Annotated in this window: 20 protein-coding genes and 3 tRNA genes; 10 read left to right on the forward strand and 13 right to left on the reverse strand. The window is 64.8% G+C overall.

Annotated elements, in window-relative coordinates; all coding sequences use genetic code 11:
- Positions 1 to 60: 60 nt before the first annotated feature.
- Positions 61 to 378 (reverse strand): hypothetical protein, encoded by a 318-nt coding sequence (locus SE92_RS07580; RefSeq protein ID WP_157095191.1) that lies wholly within the window; start codon positions 376 to 378, stop codon positions 61 to 63.
- Between the two features lie 70 nt (positions 379 to 448).
- On the opposite strand from SE92_RS07580, the gene SE92_RS07585 reads away from it, so the two are divergent.
- Together SE92_RS07585 and SE92_RS07590 are read left to right on the forward strand one after the other, a co-directional pair.
- The gene (locus tag SE92_RS07585) at positions 449 to 781 is read left to right on the forward strand and encodes a hypothetical protein (protein WP_063195141.1); all 333 of its coding nucleotides are present in this window, start codon (positions 449 to 451) and stop codon (positions 779 to 781) included.
- Complete coding sequence (locus SE92_RS07590; protein ID WP_063195142.1) at positions 778 to 1509, forward strand: Fic/DOC family protein; 732 nt, start codon at positions 778 to 780, stop codon at positions 1507 to 1509. Before SE92_RS07585 ends, SE92_RS07590 begins: the two co-directional genes overlap by 4 nt.
- 619 nt (positions 1510 to 2128) lie before the next feature.
- On the opposite strand, the gene SE92_RS07600 is transcribed toward SE92_RS07590, so the two are convergent.
- The 3 genes from SE92_RS07600 to SE92_RS07610 form a co-directional block, all read right to left on the reverse strand.
- Positions 2129 to 2584, reverse strand: a complete 456-nt coding sequence (locus tag SE92_RS07600) for a hypothetical protein (RefSeq protein ID WP_157095193.1) — start codon at positions 2582 to 2584, stop codon at positions 2129 to 2131.
- 80 nt (positions 2585 to 2664) lie between these two features.
- Positions 2665 to 2738: transfer RNA gene (locus SE92_RS07605), tRNA-Gly, on the reverse strand.
- Between the two features lie 346 nt (positions 2739 to 3084).
- The gene (locus SE92_RS07610; RefSeq protein ID WP_063195145.1) at positions 3085 to 5487 is read right to left on the reverse strand and encodes a hybrid sensor histidine kinase/response regulator; all 2403 of its coding nucleotides are present in this window, start codon (positions 5485 to 5487) and stop codon (positions 3085 to 3087) included.
- Positions 5488 to 5820: 333 nt separating this feature from the next.
- On the opposite strand from SE92_RS07610, the gene SE92_RS07615 reads away from it, so the two are divergent.
- Positions 5821 to 6534: a substrate-binding periplasmic protein gene (locus SE92_RS07615; RefSeq protein ID WP_063195146.1), complete on the forward strand. Its 714-nt coding sequence runs from the start codon at positions 5821 to 5823 to the stop codon at positions 6532 to 6534.
- 12 nt (positions 6535 to 6546) lie between these two features.
- On the opposite strand, the gene SE92_RS07620 is transcribed toward SE92_RS07615, so the two are convergent.
- Together SE92_RS07620 and SE92_RS07625 are read right to left on the reverse strand one after the other, a co-directional pair.
- On the reverse strand, positions 6547 to 6750 hold the full coding sequence (locus tag SE92_RS07620) for a hypothetical protein (RefSeq protein WP_063203390.1): 204 nt from the start codon (positions 6748 to 6750) through the stop codon (positions 6547 to 6549).
- Between the two features lie 23 nt (positions 6751 to 6773).
- Positions 6774 to 6959, reverse strand: coding sequence for a hypothetical protein (locus SE92_RS07625; RefSeq protein WP_063195147.1), 186 nt, complete (start codon positions 6957 to 6959; stop codon positions 6774 to 6776).
- A 197-nt stretch (positions 6960 to 7156) separates the two neighbouring features.
- Between SE92_RS07625 and SE92_RS07630 the strand changes: the two genes are divergently transcribed.
- Positions 7157 to 7537: a YciI family protein gene (locus SE92_RS07630; RefSeq protein WP_063203391.1), complete on the forward strand. Its 381-nt coding sequence runs from the start codon at positions 7157 to 7159 to the stop codon at positions 7535 to 7537.
- 9 nt (positions 7538 to 7546) lie between these two features.
- Here SE92_RS07630 and SE92_RS07635 read toward each other — a convergent pair whose 3' ends face one another.
- Positions 7547 to 8131: a TMEM175 family protein gene (locus SE92_RS07635; RefSeq protein WP_063195148.1), complete on the reverse strand. Its 585-nt coding sequence runs from the start codon at positions 8129 to 8131 to the stop codon at positions 7547 to 7549.
- 127 nt (positions 8132 to 8258) lie between these two features.
- On the opposite strand from SE92_RS07635, the gene SE92_RS07640 reads away from it, so the two are divergent.
- The 3 genes from SE92_RS07640 (at position 8259) to SE92_RS07650 (ending at position 12481) form a co-directional block, all read left to right on the forward strand.
- Positions 8259 to 10316, forward strand: coding sequence for an ATP-dependent helicase (locus SE92_RS07640; RefSeq protein WP_063195149.1), 2058 nt, complete (start codon positions 8259 to 8261; stop codon positions 10314 to 10316).
- Positions 10317 to 10372: 56 nt separating this feature from the next.
- A complete protein-coding gene (locus tag SE92_RS07645; RefSeq protein WP_063195150.1) occupies positions 10373 to 11353 on the forward strand; it encodes an NADPH:quinone oxidoreductase family protein in 981 nt (326 codons plus the stop codon).
- Between the two features lie 96 nt (positions 11354 to 11449).
- Complete coding sequence (locus SE92_RS07650; protein ID WP_063195151.1) at positions 11450 to 12481, forward strand: LLM class flavin-dependent oxidoreductase; 1032 nt, start codon at positions 11450 to 11452, stop codon at positions 12479 to 12481.
- Between the two features lie 121 nt (positions 12482 to 12602).
- Here the strand turns inward: SE92_RS07650 and SE92_RS07655 are convergent.
- Positions 12603 to 12688, reverse strand: a tRNA-Tyr gene (locus SE92_RS07655).
- Positions 12689 to 12904: 216 nt separating this feature from the next.
- On the opposite strand from SE92_RS07655, the gene rlmB reads away from it, so the two are divergent.
- On the forward strand, positions 12905 to 13735 hold the full coding sequence (gene rlmB / locus SE92_RS07660) for a 23S rRNA (guanosine(2251)-2'-O)-methyltransferase RlmB (protein ID WP_063195152.1): 831 nt from the start codon (positions 12905 to 12907) through the stop codon (positions 13733 to 13735).
- A gap of 61 nt (positions 13736 to 13796) precedes the next feature.
- Here rlmB and SE92_RS07665 read toward each other — a convergent pair whose 3' ends face one another.
- Complete coding sequence (locus SE92_RS07665; protein ID WP_063195153.1) at positions 13797 to 14276, reverse strand: hypothetical protein; 480 nt, start codon at positions 14274 to 14276, stop codon at positions 13797 to 13799.
- A gap of 43 nt (positions 14277 to 14319) precedes the next feature.
- Positions 14320 to 14802 carry a hypothetical protein gene (locus tag SE92_RS07670; protein WP_063195154.1) on the reverse strand — a complete coding sequence of 161 codons (483 nt, stop codon included), beginning with the start codon at positions 14800 to 14802 and terminating at the stop codon, positions 14320 to 14322.
- A gap of 283 nt (positions 14803 to 15085) precedes the next feature.
- On the opposite strand from SE92_RS07670, the gene SE92_RS07675 reads away from it, so the two are divergent.
- Together SE92_RS07675 and SE92_RS07680 are read left to right on the forward strand one after the other, a co-directional pair.
- Positions 15086 to 15580 carry a hypothetical protein gene (locus SE92_RS07675; RefSeq protein WP_063195155.1) on the forward strand — a complete coding sequence of 165 codons (495 nt, stop codon included), beginning with the start codon at positions 15086 to 15088 and terminating at the stop codon, positions 15578 to 15580.
- A 166-nt stretch (positions 15581 to 15746) separates the two neighbouring features.
- Positions 15747 to 15821 (forward strand) — tRNA-Thr (locus SE92_RS07680).
- Between the two features lie 12 nt (positions 15822 to 15833).
- On the opposite strand, the gene SE92_RS07685 is transcribed toward SE92_RS07680, so the two are convergent.
- The 3 genes from SE92_RS07685 to SE92_RS07695 all read right to left on the reverse strand — a co-directional run.
- A complete protein-coding gene (locus SE92_RS07685; RefSeq protein ID WP_063195156.1) occupies positions 15834 to 16250 on the reverse strand; it encodes a GFA family protein in 417 nt (138 codons plus the stop codon).
- A gap of 203 nt (positions 16251 to 16453) precedes the next feature.
- Positions 16454 to 18286, reverse strand: coding sequence for an outer membrane protein assembly factor BamB family protein (locus SE92_RS07690; protein ID WP_063195157.1), 1833 nt, complete (start codon positions 18284 to 18286; stop codon positions 16454 to 16456).
- A gap of 99 nt (positions 18287 to 18385) precedes the next feature.
- Positions 18386 to 18981 (reverse strand): class I SAM-dependent methyltransferase (locus SE92_RS07695; RefSeq protein WP_063195158.1); only part of this gene is annotated, 596 nt, incomplete at its 5' end.

Below are 18981 nucleotides of genomic sequence, written 5' to 3' on the forward strand. Positions count from 1 at the left end.
TCGGCCTCGTGTGACTTTCGCCCTGCCCGACCGGCCAACTCGTGCGCCGTGTGATGGTTCCTAGCGTCGCGGCAGACCCAGCCTTTGGCGGACCTCGTCGTCCTCGATCGCCTGACCCTGGCGCGCGTCCTTGCCGCTTTCCTTGCCGGCTTCGAAGTCTTCCGCGATCGCCTCCAGCGTTCGAAACGCCTCCCCGGCGCTCGGCGCCGCCTGGATGTGAGCGATCGACTGGCCGTTGACCGTGAGATCGGCCTCGCCCCAGGGCGCGGTGTCGATCTCCAGGCGGTCGCCGCCGGCATTTGCGGTGAAGTGCTGCACGGTGGATTTCGAGGTCGGCCAGGAAAGGTCCGGCGTCCAATCGATCGGCTTGTTGGTCATCTCAATGTGTCCCGAAGTTGCGACCAACGGATAGACCATCGGGCGCGCGGGACATTGACCTGGATCAGGCTTGCTGGGGTTGATGATTGGAGCGGGTGAAGGGACTACGACCACACAATGGCGCTCTGGAATCTCAGCCGAAAAGTGCTATATTGTTGATGTGGATAAGGTAGCCGCCCCGTCGACCGCAGAGCACATCCGGACACTTGCCCGGACCTTCCGCATATCCTATTCCGAGGGCCCGAACGACCGCTTGGCTCATCATATCTCGCGTCTGGCCGGGGATCCGGTCGAACTGGACGAGATCGAGCAGTTGCTCATTGGCTTGGTGCGAGCGAAACGAATTACACGCCCGGAAATGATCCAGCTTCAGGCGGCCTATCTGCGTGAAGTCAGGCCGTGACCTTCGATCCGTTTGGCGATTTCGAAGCGCGCGGATATCTACGCAACCTTGCTCAAGAGAAAGATCCAGCGATCGTAAGGAGGCTCGAACATGCCTCCTTCACAACCGGTATCGACGATGCATTCGCGGCGCTTCAGGAAGAGAAGGCCCTGACATACGCGGACGTGCTCAACACCCACAAAACCCTCTTCGAGGCCATGTACCCGTGGGCGGGTCAGGACCGCGCCACGACGGCGCCTGATATCGCCGTGAGCCGGGACGGCGTTTTGTTCGCCCATCCGAAGTCTATTCAGAATGCAATCGACCACGCGCTGAAGCTGGGCAACGATCCCAAAACCATGCGCGAGAAGCCGGGTGAAGTCATGGGCTATTTGGCCCACGGCCATCCGTTCCTCGACGGCAATGGTCGCACGATTATGGTCGTCCACTCCATACTGGCGCAACGCGCCGGCATCAGCATCGACTGGGCCGCGACCGATAAGACCGAATACCTGCTAGCGCTCACCAAGGAACTCGACGATCCCGGCAAAGGCATCCTCGACACATATCTCGAGCCTTACATCCGCCCAGCAGTTAGCGATCTCAAAGAGCACATCAACGCTGCCAAGGGGCTCGATGGCGGCAGGGGCCAGATCGACACCGTACGCGGGAGCAATGACGATCCGACTGTCCAGGCAGCATATGAGCAGCAACGGCTCAAGCGCGATGAGCAAAGCAAAGGCGCTTGATTATTGGATCCTGAAGCCAACGAAGGATACTTCGCAAGGCTCAACCAGACGCCCACCACCACCCGTTCTCTTAGGGAACGGCTGGAGCGGGTGAAGGGAATCGAACCCTCGTATTCAGCTTGGAAGGCTTTCCCGCCCACATAATCGGGCATCACTGAGCATCACCCGAAAACACTCCAAACATCTTGTTTTATAGGGTTTCTGAGCGTTTTCGAAAAATATCGTTACCCTTCAAACCCTTGGTCACTCCGACCCTTTTACACCCAAAAACAACAGATCACGGGATTTGTTGCTGTACAATTTGGTCGTGGCTGCGCAACGGGTGCGGCACTAACGAAAGGATTGTATGAATGACTTTTTTGAGTTCTTGGCTTGTTTTTTTGCCTTGGTCGCGTTCATGGTCGCACTGATAGTTGGCGGCATCTACTGGTCGAACAGTTCAGGCTGCGCTAACGTTCATCGCCTCACAGGGCTGGATACCGACATGACACTTAGCCTCGGGTGCATGGTACAGTACCAAGGGCGATGGGTCGATGCGTCAGTGGTAACAGCGAATAAGCAAGAGGTCACAGTGCGCGCCGACAAATAATCGGTCCACACAGCCGCCTGACAAGCGGCTTTATTTTTTCTGTAACGCCTGGTACGCGACTGGCTCAATTTTCGGAATGATCGCGTCAAGGAACGCGAACAGGGTTTCCTTTGCTGGGAAGGTCTTCACACCAGTCACGCGGTACTCAAGTTCCTTCGCCTGGTAGTAGTGGCTCAGCAGGTCGATGGCAGCCAAGTATTCTTGGACAATCGGCGACACGGAATTTGACTTGGCTGCGATTACACGGCGCGCCGCCTTACCTAGATTGTGGCCCAGCTTCTTCTTTAGCGTTCCTTGGCTGGTCCCGTTCGCCAACAGAAACGACTTCAGCGCCACTTCTATCGAGTGGCCCAGCAGGTAGTAAGTCGGACGCTGAACTTTCCAAACATCCGAATCATGCAGCTGCTTTGCAGCCGCAAGCATCTCTTTGGCGTCAGTGAGCAGGCCCATCGCTGACGTTCGATCTGCGTCGGATATTTCATTCATAAATGACACTCTAGGTGGAATAGTTACACCCACAGTTACACCCGAACAAAGTTTGAATGTAGCTAAGTGTCTGTAGTTGTTGGAGCGGGTGAAGGGAATCGAACCCTCGTATTCAGCTTGGAAGGCTGCTGCTCTACCATTGAGCTACACCCGCATCAGGGGCTCCCTAACACGGCCGGGCGGCGGTCTCAACTGCTTCGGGAGGCCGCTTTGCGACCTCTTCCCGGCCTTGCTGGCCGCGGCGGTTCCTGCGGGTCCGCCGCCCCCTTAACAGCGGCGGCAACGCCGCCTATATTGAAATCTTCCGCAACCAACGAAAGGAGGTGATCCAGTGTCTTTTACCAAGCGCTGTCACCTCGCTGGGATCGCCCGCTAAGCTCTGAATAAGGGCCTGGCATCGGGGCGCTCTCAGCCCTGGACCAGCGAGCAAGAAATCGGGCGCGACGGGGCTTCCCCGCCGCGCCTTTTTCGTGGGTCGCTTTCTTTCTCGGTCGCAGGGCTCAGGCCGGCGGCTCGCCCGCAAGCACCTCGCGAATCTTCTCCGACAGCTCCGACTTCCGGTAGGGCTTGCTGAGCAACGCCACGCCGGGGTCGAGATGCCCTTCGTGAATGATGGCGTTGTCGGTGTAACCGGAGGTGTAGAGCACCTTCACGCCCGGCCGGCGGAGCCGGACGGCGTCGGCCAATTCCCGCCCGTTCATGCCGCCGGGCATGATGATGTCCGTGAACAGGAGATCGAATTTGGCGCCCTGGTCAACCAGCGCCAGCGCCGATGCGCCATCGCCGGCCACGAGCGTGCGGTAGCCGAGGCTGCCGAGCTGGGCGATGACATAGCCCTGCACCAGCGGATCGTCCTCGACCACCAATATCGTTTCGTGCCCGCGTGCCGTGACGAGCGCCTGAACCGGCGTCGCCCTCGCCGGCGCCTCACCCTTCGACCGTGGCAGGAACAACTGCATCACCGTGCCACGCCCCTCCTCGCTCTCGACGGCGACGGTGCCGCCGGTCTGGCGGGCAAAGCCGTAGACCATGCTGAGCCCGAGCCCGGTGCCGCGGCCGACGCCCTTGGTGGTGAAGAACGGCTCGAACACGCGCTCGCGGATGTCGGCGGGAATGCCGTGGCCGGTATCGCTGACGGCGATCATCACGAAGGCGCCGCGCACGCCGTCGTTATCGCCTGCCGTGCCCTCGAGCTCGCGGTTCGCGGTCTCCAGGGTCAGCTTGCCGCCGCCCGGCATCGCGTCGCGCGCGTTGACGGCGAGGTTGACGATCGCGGAGGAGAGCTGCGAGGGATCCGCCATCGCGGACCAGGCATCGTCGGCGAGCCGGATCTCGATCTCGATATGCTCGCCGAGGATCGGCTTGAGCAGCTTCGCGGTCTCGACCACGAGCGCGTTGACGTCGATCTCGCGCGGCTCCAGCGGCTGTCGGCGGGCGAAGGTCAGGAGCTGCGAGGTGATCTCGGCGCCGCGCGCGGCCGCATCGTCGATCAGCTGCGCGATCGCGGAGAGCTCGGGCTTGTCGGCAAGTTCCTCCCGGATGATCTCGATGGTGCCGGTGATGACCGTCAGCACGTTGTTGAAATCGTGCGCGACGCCGCCGGTGAGGTGGCCGATCGCGTCCATCTTCTGGGATTGACGTAAGCGCTCCTCGGTCTCGTGCTGCGCGGTGAGGTCGGTCGCGGAGCCGCGGTAGCCCATGAAGCTGCCGTCGGCGTCGAAGACCGGCTTGCCGTTGACGCTGAAATGATGCATCCGGCCTTTGGTGTCGCGCCCGCGATATTCGAACTTCCGGAACGGTTCGTGACGGTCGAGCATCGCCAGGTGCGCGCGCCATTTCTCGGCCTCGGTCTCGCGGTCGAGTGCGGTATCGATGCGGCGCGTGCCGATCCGCACTTTGGGATCCATGCCGAAGGCGACCACCCGGTCGGAGAGGTAGGTGAACCGGTGGTCCGGCCCGGTCTCCCAGAACCAGTCGGACGCGGTCTCGGCATAGTCGCGGAAACGTTCTTCGCTCGCGCGCGCGTCCGCTTCGGCGCGCCGGCGGATGGTCAGGTCGCGCTCGAGATTGGCATTGGCCTCGCGCAGCTCGCCATAGGCCTGCTGGAGATTCGTGCACATCGCGTTGAAGGCCTCGATCACCTTGTCCAGCTCGTCGGCTTCGTAAGGCGGCCGGCGCTCCAGGCGCAGCGGCGGCGGCGGCCGCGCCAGGCTGTATTTGCTGACGAACTCGGCGATGGCGACCAGATGCCGCGTCACGAGCAGATGGAACATGTAGATGATGAACAGCGAGACGAGGAACGTCTTGGCCGCCTGGCTCGCCAGGATGACCAGGGCGCGGTTCAGCAGATGCTGGTAAACGTCGCTCAGCGTGGCCTCGACATGAAGCACGCCGATCTCGCGCATGTTCCCTTGCACATTGGTCTTCAGGGGATAGTCGCGCGTCACGACCGAGCGGGTGCTCGGCTCGCCGATCGCAAGACGGATCGGATTGGGACGATCGGCAATCTCCCGCACCTCGGCGGCGCGGATGTCGGGCAGCCGCAGGATGCCGTCGAGCTGGAGCTTGAGCTGGGTCTGGTCGAGATTCCACAGGCTCTCGCCGAGACTGCCGGTGGTGCTGCGGCCGATCTCGTCGAGCCGCGTCTCGATCAGCCCGACCTCGCGATCGTAATCGAGATAGAGCTGCAGCGCCGTCAGCGTCAGCGTCACCAGCGACGAGAACAGCAGCACGGCGGCAAGCAGCCGCGGCCCGACACCGCTGCTCCACCATTTGAAGAGCCGCGACAGCAGCGATGCGAACATCGGGGGCGCGAGCGCAGCACCGATGCCGGTCAGACCAGGCTTCGCAGCCGGCGCGATGGCGCGGCTGCGCTTGGGGTCCTCGTCACCTGCGTTGGCCATGCACCACGTCCCCCGGAAATGGCGGCTCCTGCTCCGGTCCTCCGGCCGCAGTCTCGAGCAATCCAACTGTTGAGACGCCTGCCTCGTCACCCGATGCGCGATCGCCCTGCCGGCCCGTGGGCGCCTTGAGGTCGGCGGGTCATGTCTCGCGCCCAGCAGCAGGATTGCCGGGCAAACTACCACTGCGCGTGATAGAATGACATCGGTGAGAGTCCGGAGGCGCTCGCATGGCGGGCGAGCGGTATTCGTTGCGGACCGCGCAGGCGCCACTCCCGGTAGATCGCGCGGGTGTCCGAATCCAGTGGTAGCAACGCACGGCCGAAGGAGACGCCGATGTGGCGGCTAGTCGTCGCCTGCCTGTCGCTGCTCGCAGCCGGTCCCGCGCAGGCGCAGGACCTGATCCGGCTGGCGCGCATCGCAGACATCCCCGATCAATATGTCGGCGGCGAGATGCTGCGGGCCGTCTATGCCAAGCTGAACATCAGGCTGGAGTTCGAGGACGTCCCCGGCAAGCGCGCGCTCGCGCTGTCGAGCGCCGGCGAGGTTGACGGCGAGATCCAGCGGATCGGAACACTCTCACGCGACTACCCGACGCTGATCCAGGTCACGCCGGCGATCAACTACATCGAACCCGCGGTGTTCGCGACCAAGCTCCGGTTCGATGTCGCCGGCTGGGATTCGATCAGGGATTACAGCATCGGCATCGTCCGTGGTGTCGGCTCCTCGGAAGCGGGCACGCGCGGCATGGCCCGCGTCACCGCGACAACTGGCCTCGACAACATGGTCAGGATGCTCGACGCCGACCGTTTCGACGTGATGGTCACCGACCTCTTCAGCGGCCTTGCCGCGGTGAGGAAACTCAATCTGCAGGCCAGGATCTACCCGCTCTCGCCGCCGCTCGAGCGCATCCACATCTACCACTATTTGCACGAACGCCATCGCGACCTGGTGCCGAAAGTGGGCAAGGTGATCGCCGAGATGGAGGCGAGCGGCGAGCTGGCCGCGCTGCGCGAGGCCCTGGTCAAGCAGGTCCTGGGCGGGCCGTGACGGCCGCTTGAGTCAGCCCGCGCGAAGCCGCTCGCGCAGCGCCACGGCTGCGATCAGCATGCCGACGCACCAGGCCACCACCGCGCGGTGAGGCTCCGCGCCAAGCAGCACCGTGACGATGCTCGTCAGCAGGCACGGCACGATGGCCTTCCCCATGCGGCTCGTCAGGGCGAGCAGGAACGGTATCGCCCCGATCGATATTTGCAGGACGTCCATATTGGGAACGGTCTCGCCAGGCATCAAAAGCCGCAGATGCCGAACACGCGCGGGCGCTTGCCGCGCCGGCTTTCCACGATGCGCTCGCCGCCGTTTTCGGCCGAGCTGCCGTAGTAACGGTGATGGCCGCTCTGGTCGTGCAGATCGGCCGTCTCCAATGGTCCGGCCCGACGCGCGTCGCAGATGATCTTGATGTTGTGACCCGACATTGCCGCCTCCAGCGAAAATGTTGTTGTTGTGGTCATCAGTCGCGACCGGTTCCGGCGGCGTTCACATGGCACGGGCGCAATCGGGTTTCAGGATGGTTTCGTCGCTTGCGGTCCACGCAATATTTTGCTTCGGGGATGTCGGCGCCGCCCGCGGTGCGACGTCCTTGGGATCTGTGCAGAAACACAACGAGGTGACGATGCTTTACGCCATCCTGGCCTACCATGTGGAAGACGAGCTCTTGTCCTGGACCCCCGAGCAGGACGCCGCCGTGGTGGCCAAAGTCATCGAGGTTCAGGCCCCCTTGCGGGCCAGCGGGCAGTTCGGGCCCGCCGCCCGCCTGGATGAGACCCGAAAGGCCCGCACCTTGCGGGGTCCCGGCGCGGGCGTGGTGCTGGACGGCCCGTTTGCCGAGACCAAGGAGCAGTTGCTGGGCTTCCACCTGATCCAATGCGCGACCGAGGAGGAGGCGATCGAAGCGGCGCGGAAGCTGCGTGCGGTCAACCCGACTGCGGTCTACGAAATCCGCCCGGTCAAGCTTTACGTGCCGGCCGACGGGTTCGGCGCGACGTCCGGGTGAGGCCTCGCCTCACCCCTCGTTCCGCGCGCCCATGAAGCGCTGGATCACGAGGCCGCCGAAAGCGATGAACCAGACGAAGGGCGCGATATGCGGCGCGAAGGCCGCCACGATCGTGCCGGGGATGAACACCAGAAGCGGAAACAGCGAGGCCATCATCTCCTGGCGCCAGCCGCCGACGATCGTCCACCACAGCCAGGCATTGAGGCCGGCGATCGCGGTGAGGTGCAGGCCGTAGAGCACGGCGACCACGCTGCTCATGCCGTAATTGGTGTAGAGGCCATTGGTGATGGGCAGCAGCACGATCGAAAGCAGGAAGAACAGGTTGAGGATCACCGCCCCGCGGCTGCCGACCGGCTGGCGCGCCAGCCGCCGGTGATGGCTGATCCAGAACACGCCGGCGATGATGAAGCTGAGCGCGAAGCCGGCGAGCTTGCCGGAATAGACATGGGCGAGGTCGCTCCAGCCGGGCGCGTTGGTGAACACCGCGGCCTTCGGCAGGTCGTAGGCCAGAAGCGTCATGGCGACACCGAAAATGGTGTTGCTGAGCGATTCCAGCCGCCGCATCTCGAACTGGTCGGGCTTGAGCTCGGTCATGCCGGATGCACTTTCGAAACTGGAACCTCGGGCCGTCTTTCCCCCTAAATCCTAAAGCCGGTTTCGTCCAGCCGCATTGCGATTCGCGGTGGGATCGCCGACTCTCGCCCTTTCACCGGGGCGATTCGTGGCAACATATCTGGACACGCTCAATGCGGAGCAGCGCCGCGCCGTCGAGCATGGCGTGGCCGATGGCGCGACCGTGGGCGCTCCCCTGCTCGTCATTGCCGGCGCCGGTTCCGGCAAGACCAACACGCTCGCCCACCGCGTCGCGCATCTGATCGTCGCGGGTGCCGACCCGCGCCGCATCCTGTTGATGACGTTCTCCCGCCGCGCGGCGGCCGAGATGGCCGGCCGGGTCGAGCGCATCGCCCGCAAGGTGCTGGGCGAGAACAACGCAGCGATCATGCGCGATGCCCTCACCTGGGCCGGCACCTTCCACGGCATCGGCGCGCGGCTCTTGCGCGAATATGCCGAGCGGATCGGCGTCGATCCCGCCTTCACCATCCACGACCGCGAGGATTCCGCCGACCTGATGAACCTGGTCCGGCACGAGCGCGGGCTGTCGAAGACCGAGAGCCGCTTTCCCGCCAAGGGCACCTGCCTGTCGATCTACTCGCGCTGCGTCAACGCCGAGATGGAGATCGAGAAGGTGCTGGGGCAGCACTATCCCTGGTGTGCGGGGTGGGCGGCCGAACTGAAAGGCCTGTTCGCGGCTTACGTCGAGGCCAAGCAGGCCCAGCATGTGCTCGATTACGACGATCTGCTGCTGTACTGGTCGCAGATGATGAGCGATGCGCTGATCGCCGACGAAATCGGCGGACGCTTCGACCACGTGCTGGTCGACGAATATCAGGACACCAACCGCCTGCAATCCTCGATCCTCTTGGCGCTGAAGCCGGACGGGCGCGGGCTCACCGTGGTCGGCGACGACGCCCAATCGATCTATTCGTTCCGCGCCGCGACCGTGCGCAACATCCTGGACTTCCCGCAAAGCTTCTCGCCGCGTGCGGAGATGATCACGCTCGATCGCAATTACCGCTCGACGCAGGCGGTGCTGGCGGCGGCGAACGGTGTCATCGGCCTCGCGCGCGAGCGCTTCACGAAGAACCTCTGGACCGACCGCACCGCCTCGCACAAGCCGCAGCTCGTCACCGTGCACGACGAGGCCGACCAGGCCCGCTACATCGTCGAGGAGGTGCTGGCGAACCGCGAGCAAGGCGCGCTGCTGAAGCACCAGGCGGTGCTGTTCCGGACCTCCTCGCATTCCGGCCCGCTCGAGATCGAGCTGACCCGCCGCAACATTCCCTTCGTGAAATTCGGCGGGTTGAAGTTCCTCGATGCCGCGCACGTCAAGGACGTGCTGGCCTTGCTGCGGTTTGCCGAGAACCCGCGCGACCGCGTCGCCGGTTTCCGCATCCTGCATCTGTTGCCGGGCGTGGGCCCTGCGACCGCGCAGCGCGTGCTCGATCAGATGGCGGAAAGCATGGACCCGCTGCACGCGCTGGCACACCTTCCGGTGCCGGCACGCACCGGCGACGACTGGACCGCCTTCGTCCGCACGGTCGAGAATTTGCGTTACTCGGAATGGCCCGTCGATCTCGAACGTGTGCGGCTGTGGTACGAACCACATCTCGATCGCATCCACGAGGATTCCGAGACGCGCCGTGCCGATCTGATGCAGCTCGAGCAGATCGCGAGCGGCTATCCGTCGCGCGAGAAATTCCTGACCGAGCTCACGCTCGATCCGCCGGACGCGACCAGCGACAAATCCGGGCCCCCCTTGCGCGATGAGGATTATCTGATCCTCTCCACCATCCATTCGGCCAAAGGCCAGGAGTGGAAGTCGGTGTTCGTGCTCAACGTCGTCGATGGCTGCATGCCGTCCGATCTCGGCGCCGGCACCTCTGCCGAGATCGAGGAGGAGCGCCGCCTGCTCTACGTCGCGATGACCCGCGCCAAGGACGACCTGCACCTCGTCGTTCCCCAGCGCTTCTTCGTCCACGGCCAGGCCGCCAAGGGCGACCGCCACGTTTACGCCTCGCGCACCCGCTTCATCCCGGAGCAGTTGGTCTATCTGTTCGAGCGCACTGCCTGGCCGAAGGCAGCAAGCGGCGCAGCCCGCACCGCGGCGCAGGGGCCCAAGATCGACATCGGGGCGCGGATGCGGGGGATGTGGCGGTAGACGCAAGTGGCCAGCGTCGGGACGTGTCAGGATAACTGGAACAACAGAGGTCCGACATGAAAGCCGTCGTCGTCGAGCAATACGCATCCATCGATCAGATCAAGCTGAAGGATATCCCGCCCCCGTCGATGGAGCCGGGGCAATTGCGCGTCCGTGTGGAAGCCGCCGGGATCGGCTTTGTCGACGGCCTGAAGATCGAGGGACGCTATCAGACCAAGGATCCCCTGCCCTTCATTCCCGGGACGGAGTTCGCCGGCGTGGTGACGGAGGCGCCCGGCGCACCCGGCGGCTATCGACCCGGCATGCGCGTCATGGGCATGACGCGGTCGGGTGCGCTCGCCGAAGAGATCGTCGTCAAGCCCGAAGCGCTCCATCCTCTGCCCGACGGTGTCGCGGCTGAGGTCGCCGCCTCGTTTCGTGCGAATTATCTGACCGCGCTCTATGCGCTGAGCGCCCGCGCCACGATCGCCCCTGGCGAGCAATTGCTGGTGCTGGGCGCGGCCGGTGGCACCGGAATCGCGGCCGTGCAGATCGGCAAGCTGCTCGGCGCCCGCGTGATCGCGGCGGCCTCGACGGCGGAAAAGCGCGAATTCGCCCAAGCGCACGGCGCCGATGCCGCGATCGATTATATGCAGGCCGGCTGGCGCGACACGTTCAAGGAGCTGACGGGCGGACATGGCGCCGACGTGATCTTCGATCCGGTTGGCGGGGAGATTTCAGTGCAGGCGTTTCGCTCGATCGCCTGGCGCGGGCGCCATCTCGTGGTCGGCTTTGCCGCCGGCGCGATTCCCGCGCTGCCGTTCAACCTGCCGCTGCTGAAAGGCGGCGCGCTGCTCGGTGTCGACCTCGCGCAGATTCCCCTGCGCGAGCCCGATTTGCAGAAGCGCCTGATGTCGCAGCTGACGGGCTGGCTCGCAGACGGCCAGCTGAAGCCCGTGGTTGGCCGCGTCTTCGCGCTGGAGGAATTCCGCGAGGCATTCAAGACCATGCAGACGCGCGGGGCGCTGGGCAAGATGGTGGTGCGGATCTCGAAATAGAACGCACAAACGGAAACCGAGCATTTCCGAAAGCCGACTTGTGGCACCGCGACCATTCATTAGGTGTTGTTGATCCTCCCCGCAGAGACCTGATCAATGACCGCACCGCTTCAATTCGGACTGGATACCTTTGGCGACGTCACCAGGGACGCTTCAGGCGCGATGCTCCCGCATGCGCAGGTGATCCGCAACGTCGTCGACGAAGCCGTGCTGGCCGACGAGCTCGGCCTCGACTTCATCGGCCTTGGCGAGCATCACCGATCTGATTTCGCGATCTCCTCGCCCGAGACCGTGCTCGCCGCGGTCGCCTCGCGCACCAAGCGCATCCATCTCGGCTCGGCCGTGACGGTGCTGTCCTCGGACGATCCGATCCGCGTGTTCCAGCGCTTTGCGACGCTCGACGCGCTGTCGAACGGACGCGCCGAGGTGATCCTCGGCCGCGGCTCGTTCACCGAATCCTTTCCGCTGTTCGGCTTCGACCTGCGCGAATACGAAGAGCTGTTCGAGGAGAAGCTCGACTTGTTCGCGGCGCTGCTGTCGCAGAAGCCTGTGACCTGGGAAGGCAAGCTGCGGCCGCCGCTGCGGGATCAGCTGGTCTATCCCCCGGTCGAGAACGGCACACTGAAAACGTGGATCGGTGTCGGCGGCAGTCCGCAATCGGTGGTGCGCGCCGCGCATTACGATCTGCCCCTGATGCTCGCGATCATCGGCGGCGATCCCGCGCGCTTTGCGCCCTTCGTCGATCTCCATCACCGCGCCGCCAAGGAGTTCGGCCGCACCGCGCAGCCGATCGGCGTGCATTCGCCCGGCTATGTCGCGGAGACGGACGAGCAGGCGCGCGAGGAGTTATGGCCCGACTACAAGGCCATGCGCGACCGCATCGGCAAGGAGCGCGGCTGGCCGCCGATGGGCCGCGACGAGTTCGTGAGCGAAGCCGAGCACGGCTCGCTCTATGTGGGTTCGCCCGAGACGGTGGCGCGCAAGATCGCCAAGACCGCAAAGACGCTCGGTGTTTCGCGGTTTCAGCTGAAGTATTCGGCAGGGCCGCTGCCGCACGAGAAGCTGATGAAGAGCATCGAGCTCTATGGGCGGAAGGTGGCGCCGATGGTGCGGGAGATGATGGGGTGAGCCCACGTAAAAGCCAGTCCGCCTACGCCCTGCGGGCTACGGCGCGACAGCCTTCGTTCACTTCGCGTCATCTGCACTGGTGCTGGCTTGCCTAGCCGTAGCTCGCGAAGCGAGCGAAGGCTGGTGGGGGAGGCAGGACTCGAACCTGCGAAGCCATGAGGCGGCTGATTTACAGTCAGCTCCCTTTGCCACTCGGGACACTCCCCCGCTCGACGGCAGCACAATCGGGCCGGACCTTGCCGGCGGACCGAAGACGGCCATGGAACGTGAGGCCGCGACAGCCCGGATGGGGGCGCGACCGGGCGCGGTTATGGGCGAAGCGGTGGGGTAAAGTCAACCGAGGCGTTCGGGGAAAATGGGCCATAATGGCCTCAGGAGATGGCCAAATTGCCATATTCCGGAACCCGTGACACAAGCGCAGCCATGAACGATCGAAAATTCGCACCCAAGGGCCGTCGCCGGGACGGTAAGCCCTTCAAGAAGGCCGAGAAATCGGCCGGCCGCCCGGCCCGGCGCGACCGCGATTCGGCAACCGACGGGCCGGTCATCCTCTATGGCTGGCACTCCGTTTCCATGGCGCTGGCCAACCCCCAGCGGCGGATCCGCAAGCTGACGTTGACCGAGAACGCGGCCAAGCGATTGGCGGACGAAAACATCGCAACCCGCGTCACGCCCGAGATCGTCCGGCCTCAGGAGATCGACCGGCAGCTCGCACCCGATGCCGTGCACCAAGGCCTGCTTGCCGAAGCCGATCCCCTGCCCTCGCCCGATATCGAGACTTTGACGCAGGAAGGCATGGTGCTGGTGCTCGACCAGATCACCGACCCCCACAATGTCGGCGCCATCCTGCGCTCGGCCGCGGCGTTCGCGGTCAAGGCGATCGTCACCACCGCGCGCCACAGTCCGGAAGCGACCGGCGTGCTGGCGAAGGCCGCATCCGGCGCGCTCGAGCTGGTGCCGATCATCACCGTGCAGAACCTCGCTCGCGCGCTCACCGCGCTGAACGAACGCGGCTTCCAGACCGTCGGGCTCGACAGCGAAGGCAGCGAGGACCTCTCGGACGTCGCGCTGCGCGAGCCGCTCGCGCTCGTGCTCGGCGCTGAAGGAAAGGGTCTGCGGCAATTGACGCGCGAGACCTGCAGCGTCGTGGCGCGGCTCGACATGCCCGGCGAGATCAAGAGTCTCAACGTGTCGAATGCCGCCGTGCTTTCGCTCTATGTCGGCGCAAGCCGGCTGGGGCTGATGAAACGGTAGAAAAGCAAAACGCCCGTCCGCATCGCGCGAACGGGCGTCCCGTCATTCGACCGATCAGAGATCAGTAATAGCGGCGCAGCACGCGGTGGCCGCCGTAATACGGCATCGGCGCGTGGCGGTGGGCGTAGCCGTAGCGGGGACCGTGGCCATAGTGCACGCGCGGCAGATAGCCGACGCGCGGGCCGTAGCCGTAGCGATACGGACGGTAGTAGGGGCGGTGATAGGGAGCGACAGCGGCGCGATAGCCATAACCGTAATTGGCGGGCGCGACGACCGCGTCTTCACGATAGGTCGGATACGGCGCGAAGGCGCCCGGGCCGGTGTAGGTCGGGCCCTGGTTGACGTAGTAATACTGCGTGGTCGGCTCGGCGAGACGCTCATAGGCGCCATAGCCGTAGCCATAACCGCCGCAACCGGTGTTGCAGCCGGAATAGACCGGCGCAACCGGCTGGCACGGGTTGAAGCCGCAGGCCGCGGCTGGCGCGGTGGCGGCGAACATCACGGCAGCCGCCGCAACCAGTCCCGAAATCATCTGACGCATTACTCTCTCCTGTTGATTTTCGTTTGTTGGATTTGGACGTTTCTTAACCCGGCGGCCTGCCGGGGACTTGGACATGCGGCCGCGGTCGCGGCGGCCGCGGACGATCGTTGATCTCGGGCGCGTAGATCACCGGCGGTGCATCGACGGGCGGATCCATCTGCGCCGGCAGCGGCGCCGATTGCGCGCCCCAGCTCTGGTGATAGCTCTCGGCGGGCTTGGGCAATTTGCGGTTCGCGGGCGGCTCGACCTCGAGCCGGCCGTAGCCGGGGCGCAGGCCGAGCGTCGGATAATAATGGCCGACGTCGGTAGGTTGCCGCTCGGCGACATAGCGCCCGCCATAGATCGTGGGCTGCACCTGCTGGTTCTTGCCAAGGCCCCAGACGCCCTCGACCACGGCATAGGACGCGTCGATGTTGTTGATGATGATCGGCACCCCAGGGCGGCCGGGAACGACGACATCGAAGCCGCCGGCGAATGCCGTCGCAGGCAATCCGATCAGAAAGGCGGCGAGCGCCACAGCACGCATGAGGAGACCCCGGTTATCCGGCGGCAACCTATCCGATCGCGACACAGAGAGGGTTAAGGCCCGCTCGCCAACTTCCGGTAAGCCTAATGCGTAAGGATCCTGCGCCGCTCAAATGCAGCAAAGCGAGCTAGCGAAGCGTTAACGGCGCGCGGCTCCACTGCAGGGAACCGCGCCGTGCGCTCACATCCGTTTGACCTTTCCCTTGCGAAAATCCACCGGTTTCTTCGGAACGTCCGGCGCCGCAAGCGTTTAGCTCTCGTCAACAAAATGGGAGCCAACAACCATGACTATCAGACTTCTTGGAGCGACGGCGATTGCGGCGACCATGCTGGCAGGCTCTGCCATGGCGCAGGCCGTCGTCAACGAACCCGGCCGCTGCGCGGCGCAATTCCCGAACGCCAATTGCCAGAACCTCGGGCCCGGCAACCCCTACACGGATCGCGGATCCCGCCATCACCGCATGTCCTCCCGTCAAACCAATACCTATCGTCAGGCCAATGGCGATTGGAATAACGACTGGAACAGGAGCCGCACCGGCTTCTGGCCGACTGACGTCGCGGCCGGCGTAGCCGGCGCGGCGATCGGCACCGCGGGCGCGATCGCCTCGGCGCCGTTCCGCGCCTGGGACAATTCCTATGCTTACGACAATTCGTGGGACAACCGCGGTTGGGACAATCGCGGCTGGGATACCCGCACCTACGCCCAGCGTAACGGCTTCGTCTGTACGCCCGGCACCTGGTTCAAGGGCGAAGACGGCCGCCGGCACATCTGCCAGTAAGGCGCTTCAGCTCTAGCGCGAAAATCAGGCGGCCTTCAGGGCCGCCTGATTCATGTCGCCAGGACGCGCCTTCGGGTTCTGGCACTTTCCGATCAAGTCTGGTATTGCGGCGCGCACGGGCAGACAGCCCCGGCTCAGCCGGCCCTGCCCGCGTCTTTCAGGCGTCGCCGGCTTAGCTCAGCGGTAGAGCAGCGGTTTTGTAAACCGAAGGTCGGGGGTTCAATCCCCTCAGCCGGCACCAGCTTCTGACAGCTCAGCTTGAAATCTGCTTCGCCACGCTGCCTTGCTGGAAATGCTCGGCGCCTGGGATCTCCACCCAGCCATGTTTCGACTGCTCGAACACTGATCTGATCGGCGGTGGAAATTCCGGATCCGCGATGGCACCAACGGCAACGCCGATCATGGCTGGCAGATTGTCCGCCTTCCAATAGATCGTCGAGCCGCAGTCAGGACAAAAATGGTTGCGGATCTTGCCGCCGCTCGTGGCCGTCCGAACGTATTCTTTTGACGATCCGGAGATTGTAACCGCGTCCGCCGGGTAGAACGCGCCGATACCGAACGGCGCACCGGTTCGGCGCTGACAGTCGAGGCAATGACAGGCGACGACGAGCCGCGACGGTCCGGGAAGCGACAGCGAAAGCGCGCCGCAGCTGCATCTGGCTTCGATCATTGGTTTGCTCTCCCCGCGTTTGTCGAATGCCGATTGAAAGAGTCGCGCTGCCGCTCACCCTCCGTCATCGCGAGCGCAGCAAAGCAATCCAGACTGCCTCCGCGGAAAGATTCTGGATTGCTTCGCTGCGCTCGCAATGACGCGGAGACAGCGGGGCCCTGTCTGCAAAAGCGTTCAGCGCCTCCGGGACGCGGCGGCGACATTCACTCCGTGCCCACCTCGAACGCCAGCAGCACGTTGCCGGCGACACCGCTCCATTGGCCGTAGCCGGAATTGGTGTAGAGCATGCCGCCGGCGATGACCGGTCCGGGGCCGTCGATCGCGCCGCCATGGGCGGGGACACCGTTCACGGCCTTGAAATCCCTGGCGGTGTCGAACTCCCACAGCAGCTTGCCGTCAGTGGCGTAGGCGCGCAGGACACCGCTGACGCCGCCGGAGAACACCACGCCCGGGATCAGGCTCACTGCCGCCGAGAGCGCGGGGCTGCATTGCGGACGATCGCCGCAGGCGACCGGCGGCACTTCCATCGCAATCTTCCCGGTTGCGAGATCGAGGCCGAACAGGCCGCCGCCTTGGGTGGAATCGAGCTGCCGCGTGCCGTCGCGCTTGAAGCGCACGTCGGAGTTGGCGACATAGATGCGCTCGCCGTCCGCGGCCGAGCCCCATTCGCTGCCGCCGAGCGAACCGCCCTTCCCGATCCGCGTCTGCCACAGGATCTTGCCGCCGTCGTCGGGATCGAGCGCGTGCACGACGCCGGATTTCTGCGCGATGGCGAGCACGCGCTTGCCGTCGCGCAAGGTCACGAGGATCGGCGACTGGCCGAAATCATGATCGGGCCCGGGGTCTTCAGGGCAATTGGTCTTGTCGGCACTGAAGCAGGCAACGACAAAAGCATCCTTGGGTGTCGCCTGCTGCTTCCAGAGCAGCTTCCCGGTCGCAAGCTCGAACGCCAGGATCGCATCGGCGGTCGCGGCCGGCGGGTTCGAGTAGGAATTGCTGGTCGCGACATAGACGGCATTGCGCTTCGCATCGATCGTCGGCGCCGACCAGATCGCAGCACCTGACGGGCCGAACAGCTGCGTGCCCCTGGCGTTCTTGCCGGTCGGATGCGGGACTTCCGGAATCGTGTAGGCCTGCCAGATCGTCTTGCCGGTGGCGGCATCCAGCGCCACCACGCTGCCGCGGAAGGTACAGCATTCGTAAGTGGCTTGCGATCCGGCGGCTTCCTCGATCGAAGACACCGGCACGTAGAGCACGCCGTCATGCAGCGTCGGAGCGCCGGTGATGCGCGCGGCCGCGTGCTCCTCCACCTTCGTTTTCCAGATCAGTGCGCCGGTCGCCGCGTTCACCGCATAGGCGTTGGCGCGCAGATCCCCGAAGAAGATCGCATACTGATCAGAGCCCGGCAGCTGCGCAAAGCTGATCGCGGCACGCACCGCCGCATCGATCGCCAACGTCCACAGCGCGCAGCCGCTTCGCGCGTCCAGCGCGTGCACCTTGCGGTCGGTGCCGCCGATGAACAGCATCCCGCCGACGATGGTCGGCGGCGCAAACGACACCGATGCGCCGGGGAACGCATAAGCCCATTTCAGCCGCAGGCGCGGCATCTGGTCCGCGGTCAGCCCCGCCATGTCGGCCGGCTGAAAGCGGCTGTTGTTGGTGTCGACGCCCCATCCGTTCCAGCGCGGACCGTCGAGGGTTTGCGGAAAATTGTTCGCCTGCTGCGCGCAGCGGCCTTCGGCGTCCGCGGGGGTGCTGCCCATCGCGATCTTGCCGGTGACGAAGGATGCGATCGCCCGGCGTTCGGCGTCGCTGCGATCCTTCGCCATTGCCGCCATACTGCCCGAGGTCAGCGCCCCCAGCACATGCTCGAACGACATCGCCTGCAGGGCGCTGCGGGCCGGCACGCGGCTCTGCGCGTCGCCATCGTGGCACTGGGCGCAATGCGCGGTGTAGAGCGCGGCCCCTTCCTGCTGCGCCCACGCTGGCGCGCTGCAGGCGATCAACACCGCGACGAAGACGGCACGTGCTCTCATGGCAGGCTCCGGCAGGTCATCGCGATACGAGATCGCGACACAACCCAAAGTCTATCGCTGGGGCAATCAGGTGCGCAATGGATGTTGCGCCCGCAGCCGTCACACGTCAGCGGCCATGCGGGCGGAATCCGGCAGCTCGTCCAGCCGCCACAGCCCGAGGCTCTTGTCGCGCCAGCCGCCACCGCCTTCCTCGCAGCGTTCGTCGATCAAGGCGCGCGGCGCGGGCCAATTGAACGGCGCCTTGGTCATGTCGAGCGCGCGCCAGTCGCCATCTTCGCAATCGCGGTTGTCCTGCCATTCCGGAAACGTCGTGACCAGCAGATATTGCGCGCCGCTGTCGCGAAAGCGCGCGACGGCGCGGACGATGTTCTGAAAACTCAGATGCACCAGACAGTCCCGGCACAGGATCAGATCGGCACGCGGCAGCGCATCGCGCGTGATATCGGCCACCACGAATCGGCCGGCCAGTTCGCCGTCGGCCACACGGCGGTTGTTGGCGGCGACCAGCGAGGGCACGATATCGACGCCGGTGTAGTCGCAATCGAGCTCGAGGCGTCCGATCCAGCCCGCATCACCGCAGGGCGCATCGAGCAGCGAGCGCGCGCCGAGCCGTTGCAGCAGCGGCGGCAGCGCATCCCGGATCGCAGCGGTCGCAGGGTCCTCGGAGCCAAGGCCCGACACGGAAGTCGCGGCCC

The sequence above is a fragment of the Bradyrhizobium sp. AT1 genome, assembly GCF_001590795.1.
In the GTDB taxonomy this organism is placed as follows: domain Bacteria; phylum Pseudomonadota; class Alphaproteobacteria; order Rhizobiales; family Xanthobacteraceae; genus Bradyrhizobium.

Bases quoted from the DNA above. Each gene is read 5' to 3' on its own strand.
- SE92_RS07580 (WP_157095191.1), bottom strand. From the start codon at position 378: ATGACCAACAAGCCGATCGATTGGACGCCGGACCTTTCCTGGCCGACC.
- SE92_RS07600 (WP_157095193.1), bottom strand. From the start codon at position 2,584: ATGAATGAAATATCCGACGCAGATCGAACGTCAGCGATGGGCCTGCTC.
- SE92_RS07610 (WP_063195145.1), bottom strand. From the start codon at position 5,487: ATGGCCAACGCAGGTGACGAGGACCCCAAGCGCAGCCGCGCCATCGCG.
- SE92_RS07615 (WP_063195146.1), top strand. From the start codon at position 5,821: ATGTGGCGGCTAGTCGTCGCCTGCCTGTCGCTGCTCGCAGCCGGTCCC.
- SE92_RS07620 (WP_063203390.1), bottom strand. From the start codon at position 6,750: ATGGACGTCCTGCAAATATCGATCGGGGCGATACCGTTCCTGCTCGCC.
- SE92_RS07625 (WP_063195147.1), bottom strand. From the start codon at position 6,959: ATGTCGGGTCACAACATCAAGATCATCTGCGACGCGCGTCGGGCCGGA.
- SE92_RS07630 (WP_063203391.1), top strand. From the start codon at position 7,157: ATGCTTTACGCCATCCTGGCCTACCATGTGGAAGACGAGCTCTTGTCC.
- SE92_RS07635 (WP_063195148.1), bottom strand. From the start codon at position 8,131: ATGACCGAGCTCAAGCCCGACCAGTTCGAGATGCGGCGGCTGGAATCG.
- SE92_RS07645 (WP_063195150.1), top strand. From the start codon at position 10,373: ATGAAAGCCGTCGTCGTCGAGCAATACGCATCCATCGATCAGATCAAG.
- SE92_RS07650 (WP_063195151.1), top strand. From the start codon at position 11,450: ATGACCGCACCGCTTCAATTCGGACTGGATACCTTTGGCGACGTCACC.
- rlmB (WP_063195152.1), top strand. From the start codon at position 12,905: ATGAACGATCGAAAATTCGCACCCAAGGGCCGTCGCCGGGACGGTAAG.
- SE92_RS07665 (WP_063195153.1), bottom strand. From the start codon at position 14,276: ATGCGTCAGATGATTTCGGGACTGGTTGCGGCGGCTGCCGTGATGTTC.
- SE92_RS07670 (WP_063195154.1), bottom strand. From the start codon at position 14,802: ATGCGTGCTGTGGCGCTCGCCGCCTTTCTGATCGGATTGCCTGCGACG.
- SE92_RS07675 (WP_063195155.1), top strand. From the start codon at position 15,086: ATGACTATCAGACTTCTTGGAGCGACGGCGATTGCGGCGACCATGCTG.
- SE92_RS07685 (WP_063195156.1), bottom strand. From the start codon at position 16,250: ATGATCGAAGCCAGATGCAGCTGCGGCGCGCTTTCGCTGTCGCTTCCC.
- SE92_RS07690 (WP_063195157.1), bottom strand. From the start codon at position 18,286: ATGAGAGCACGTGCCGTCTTCGTCGCGGTGTTGATCGCCTGCAGCGCG.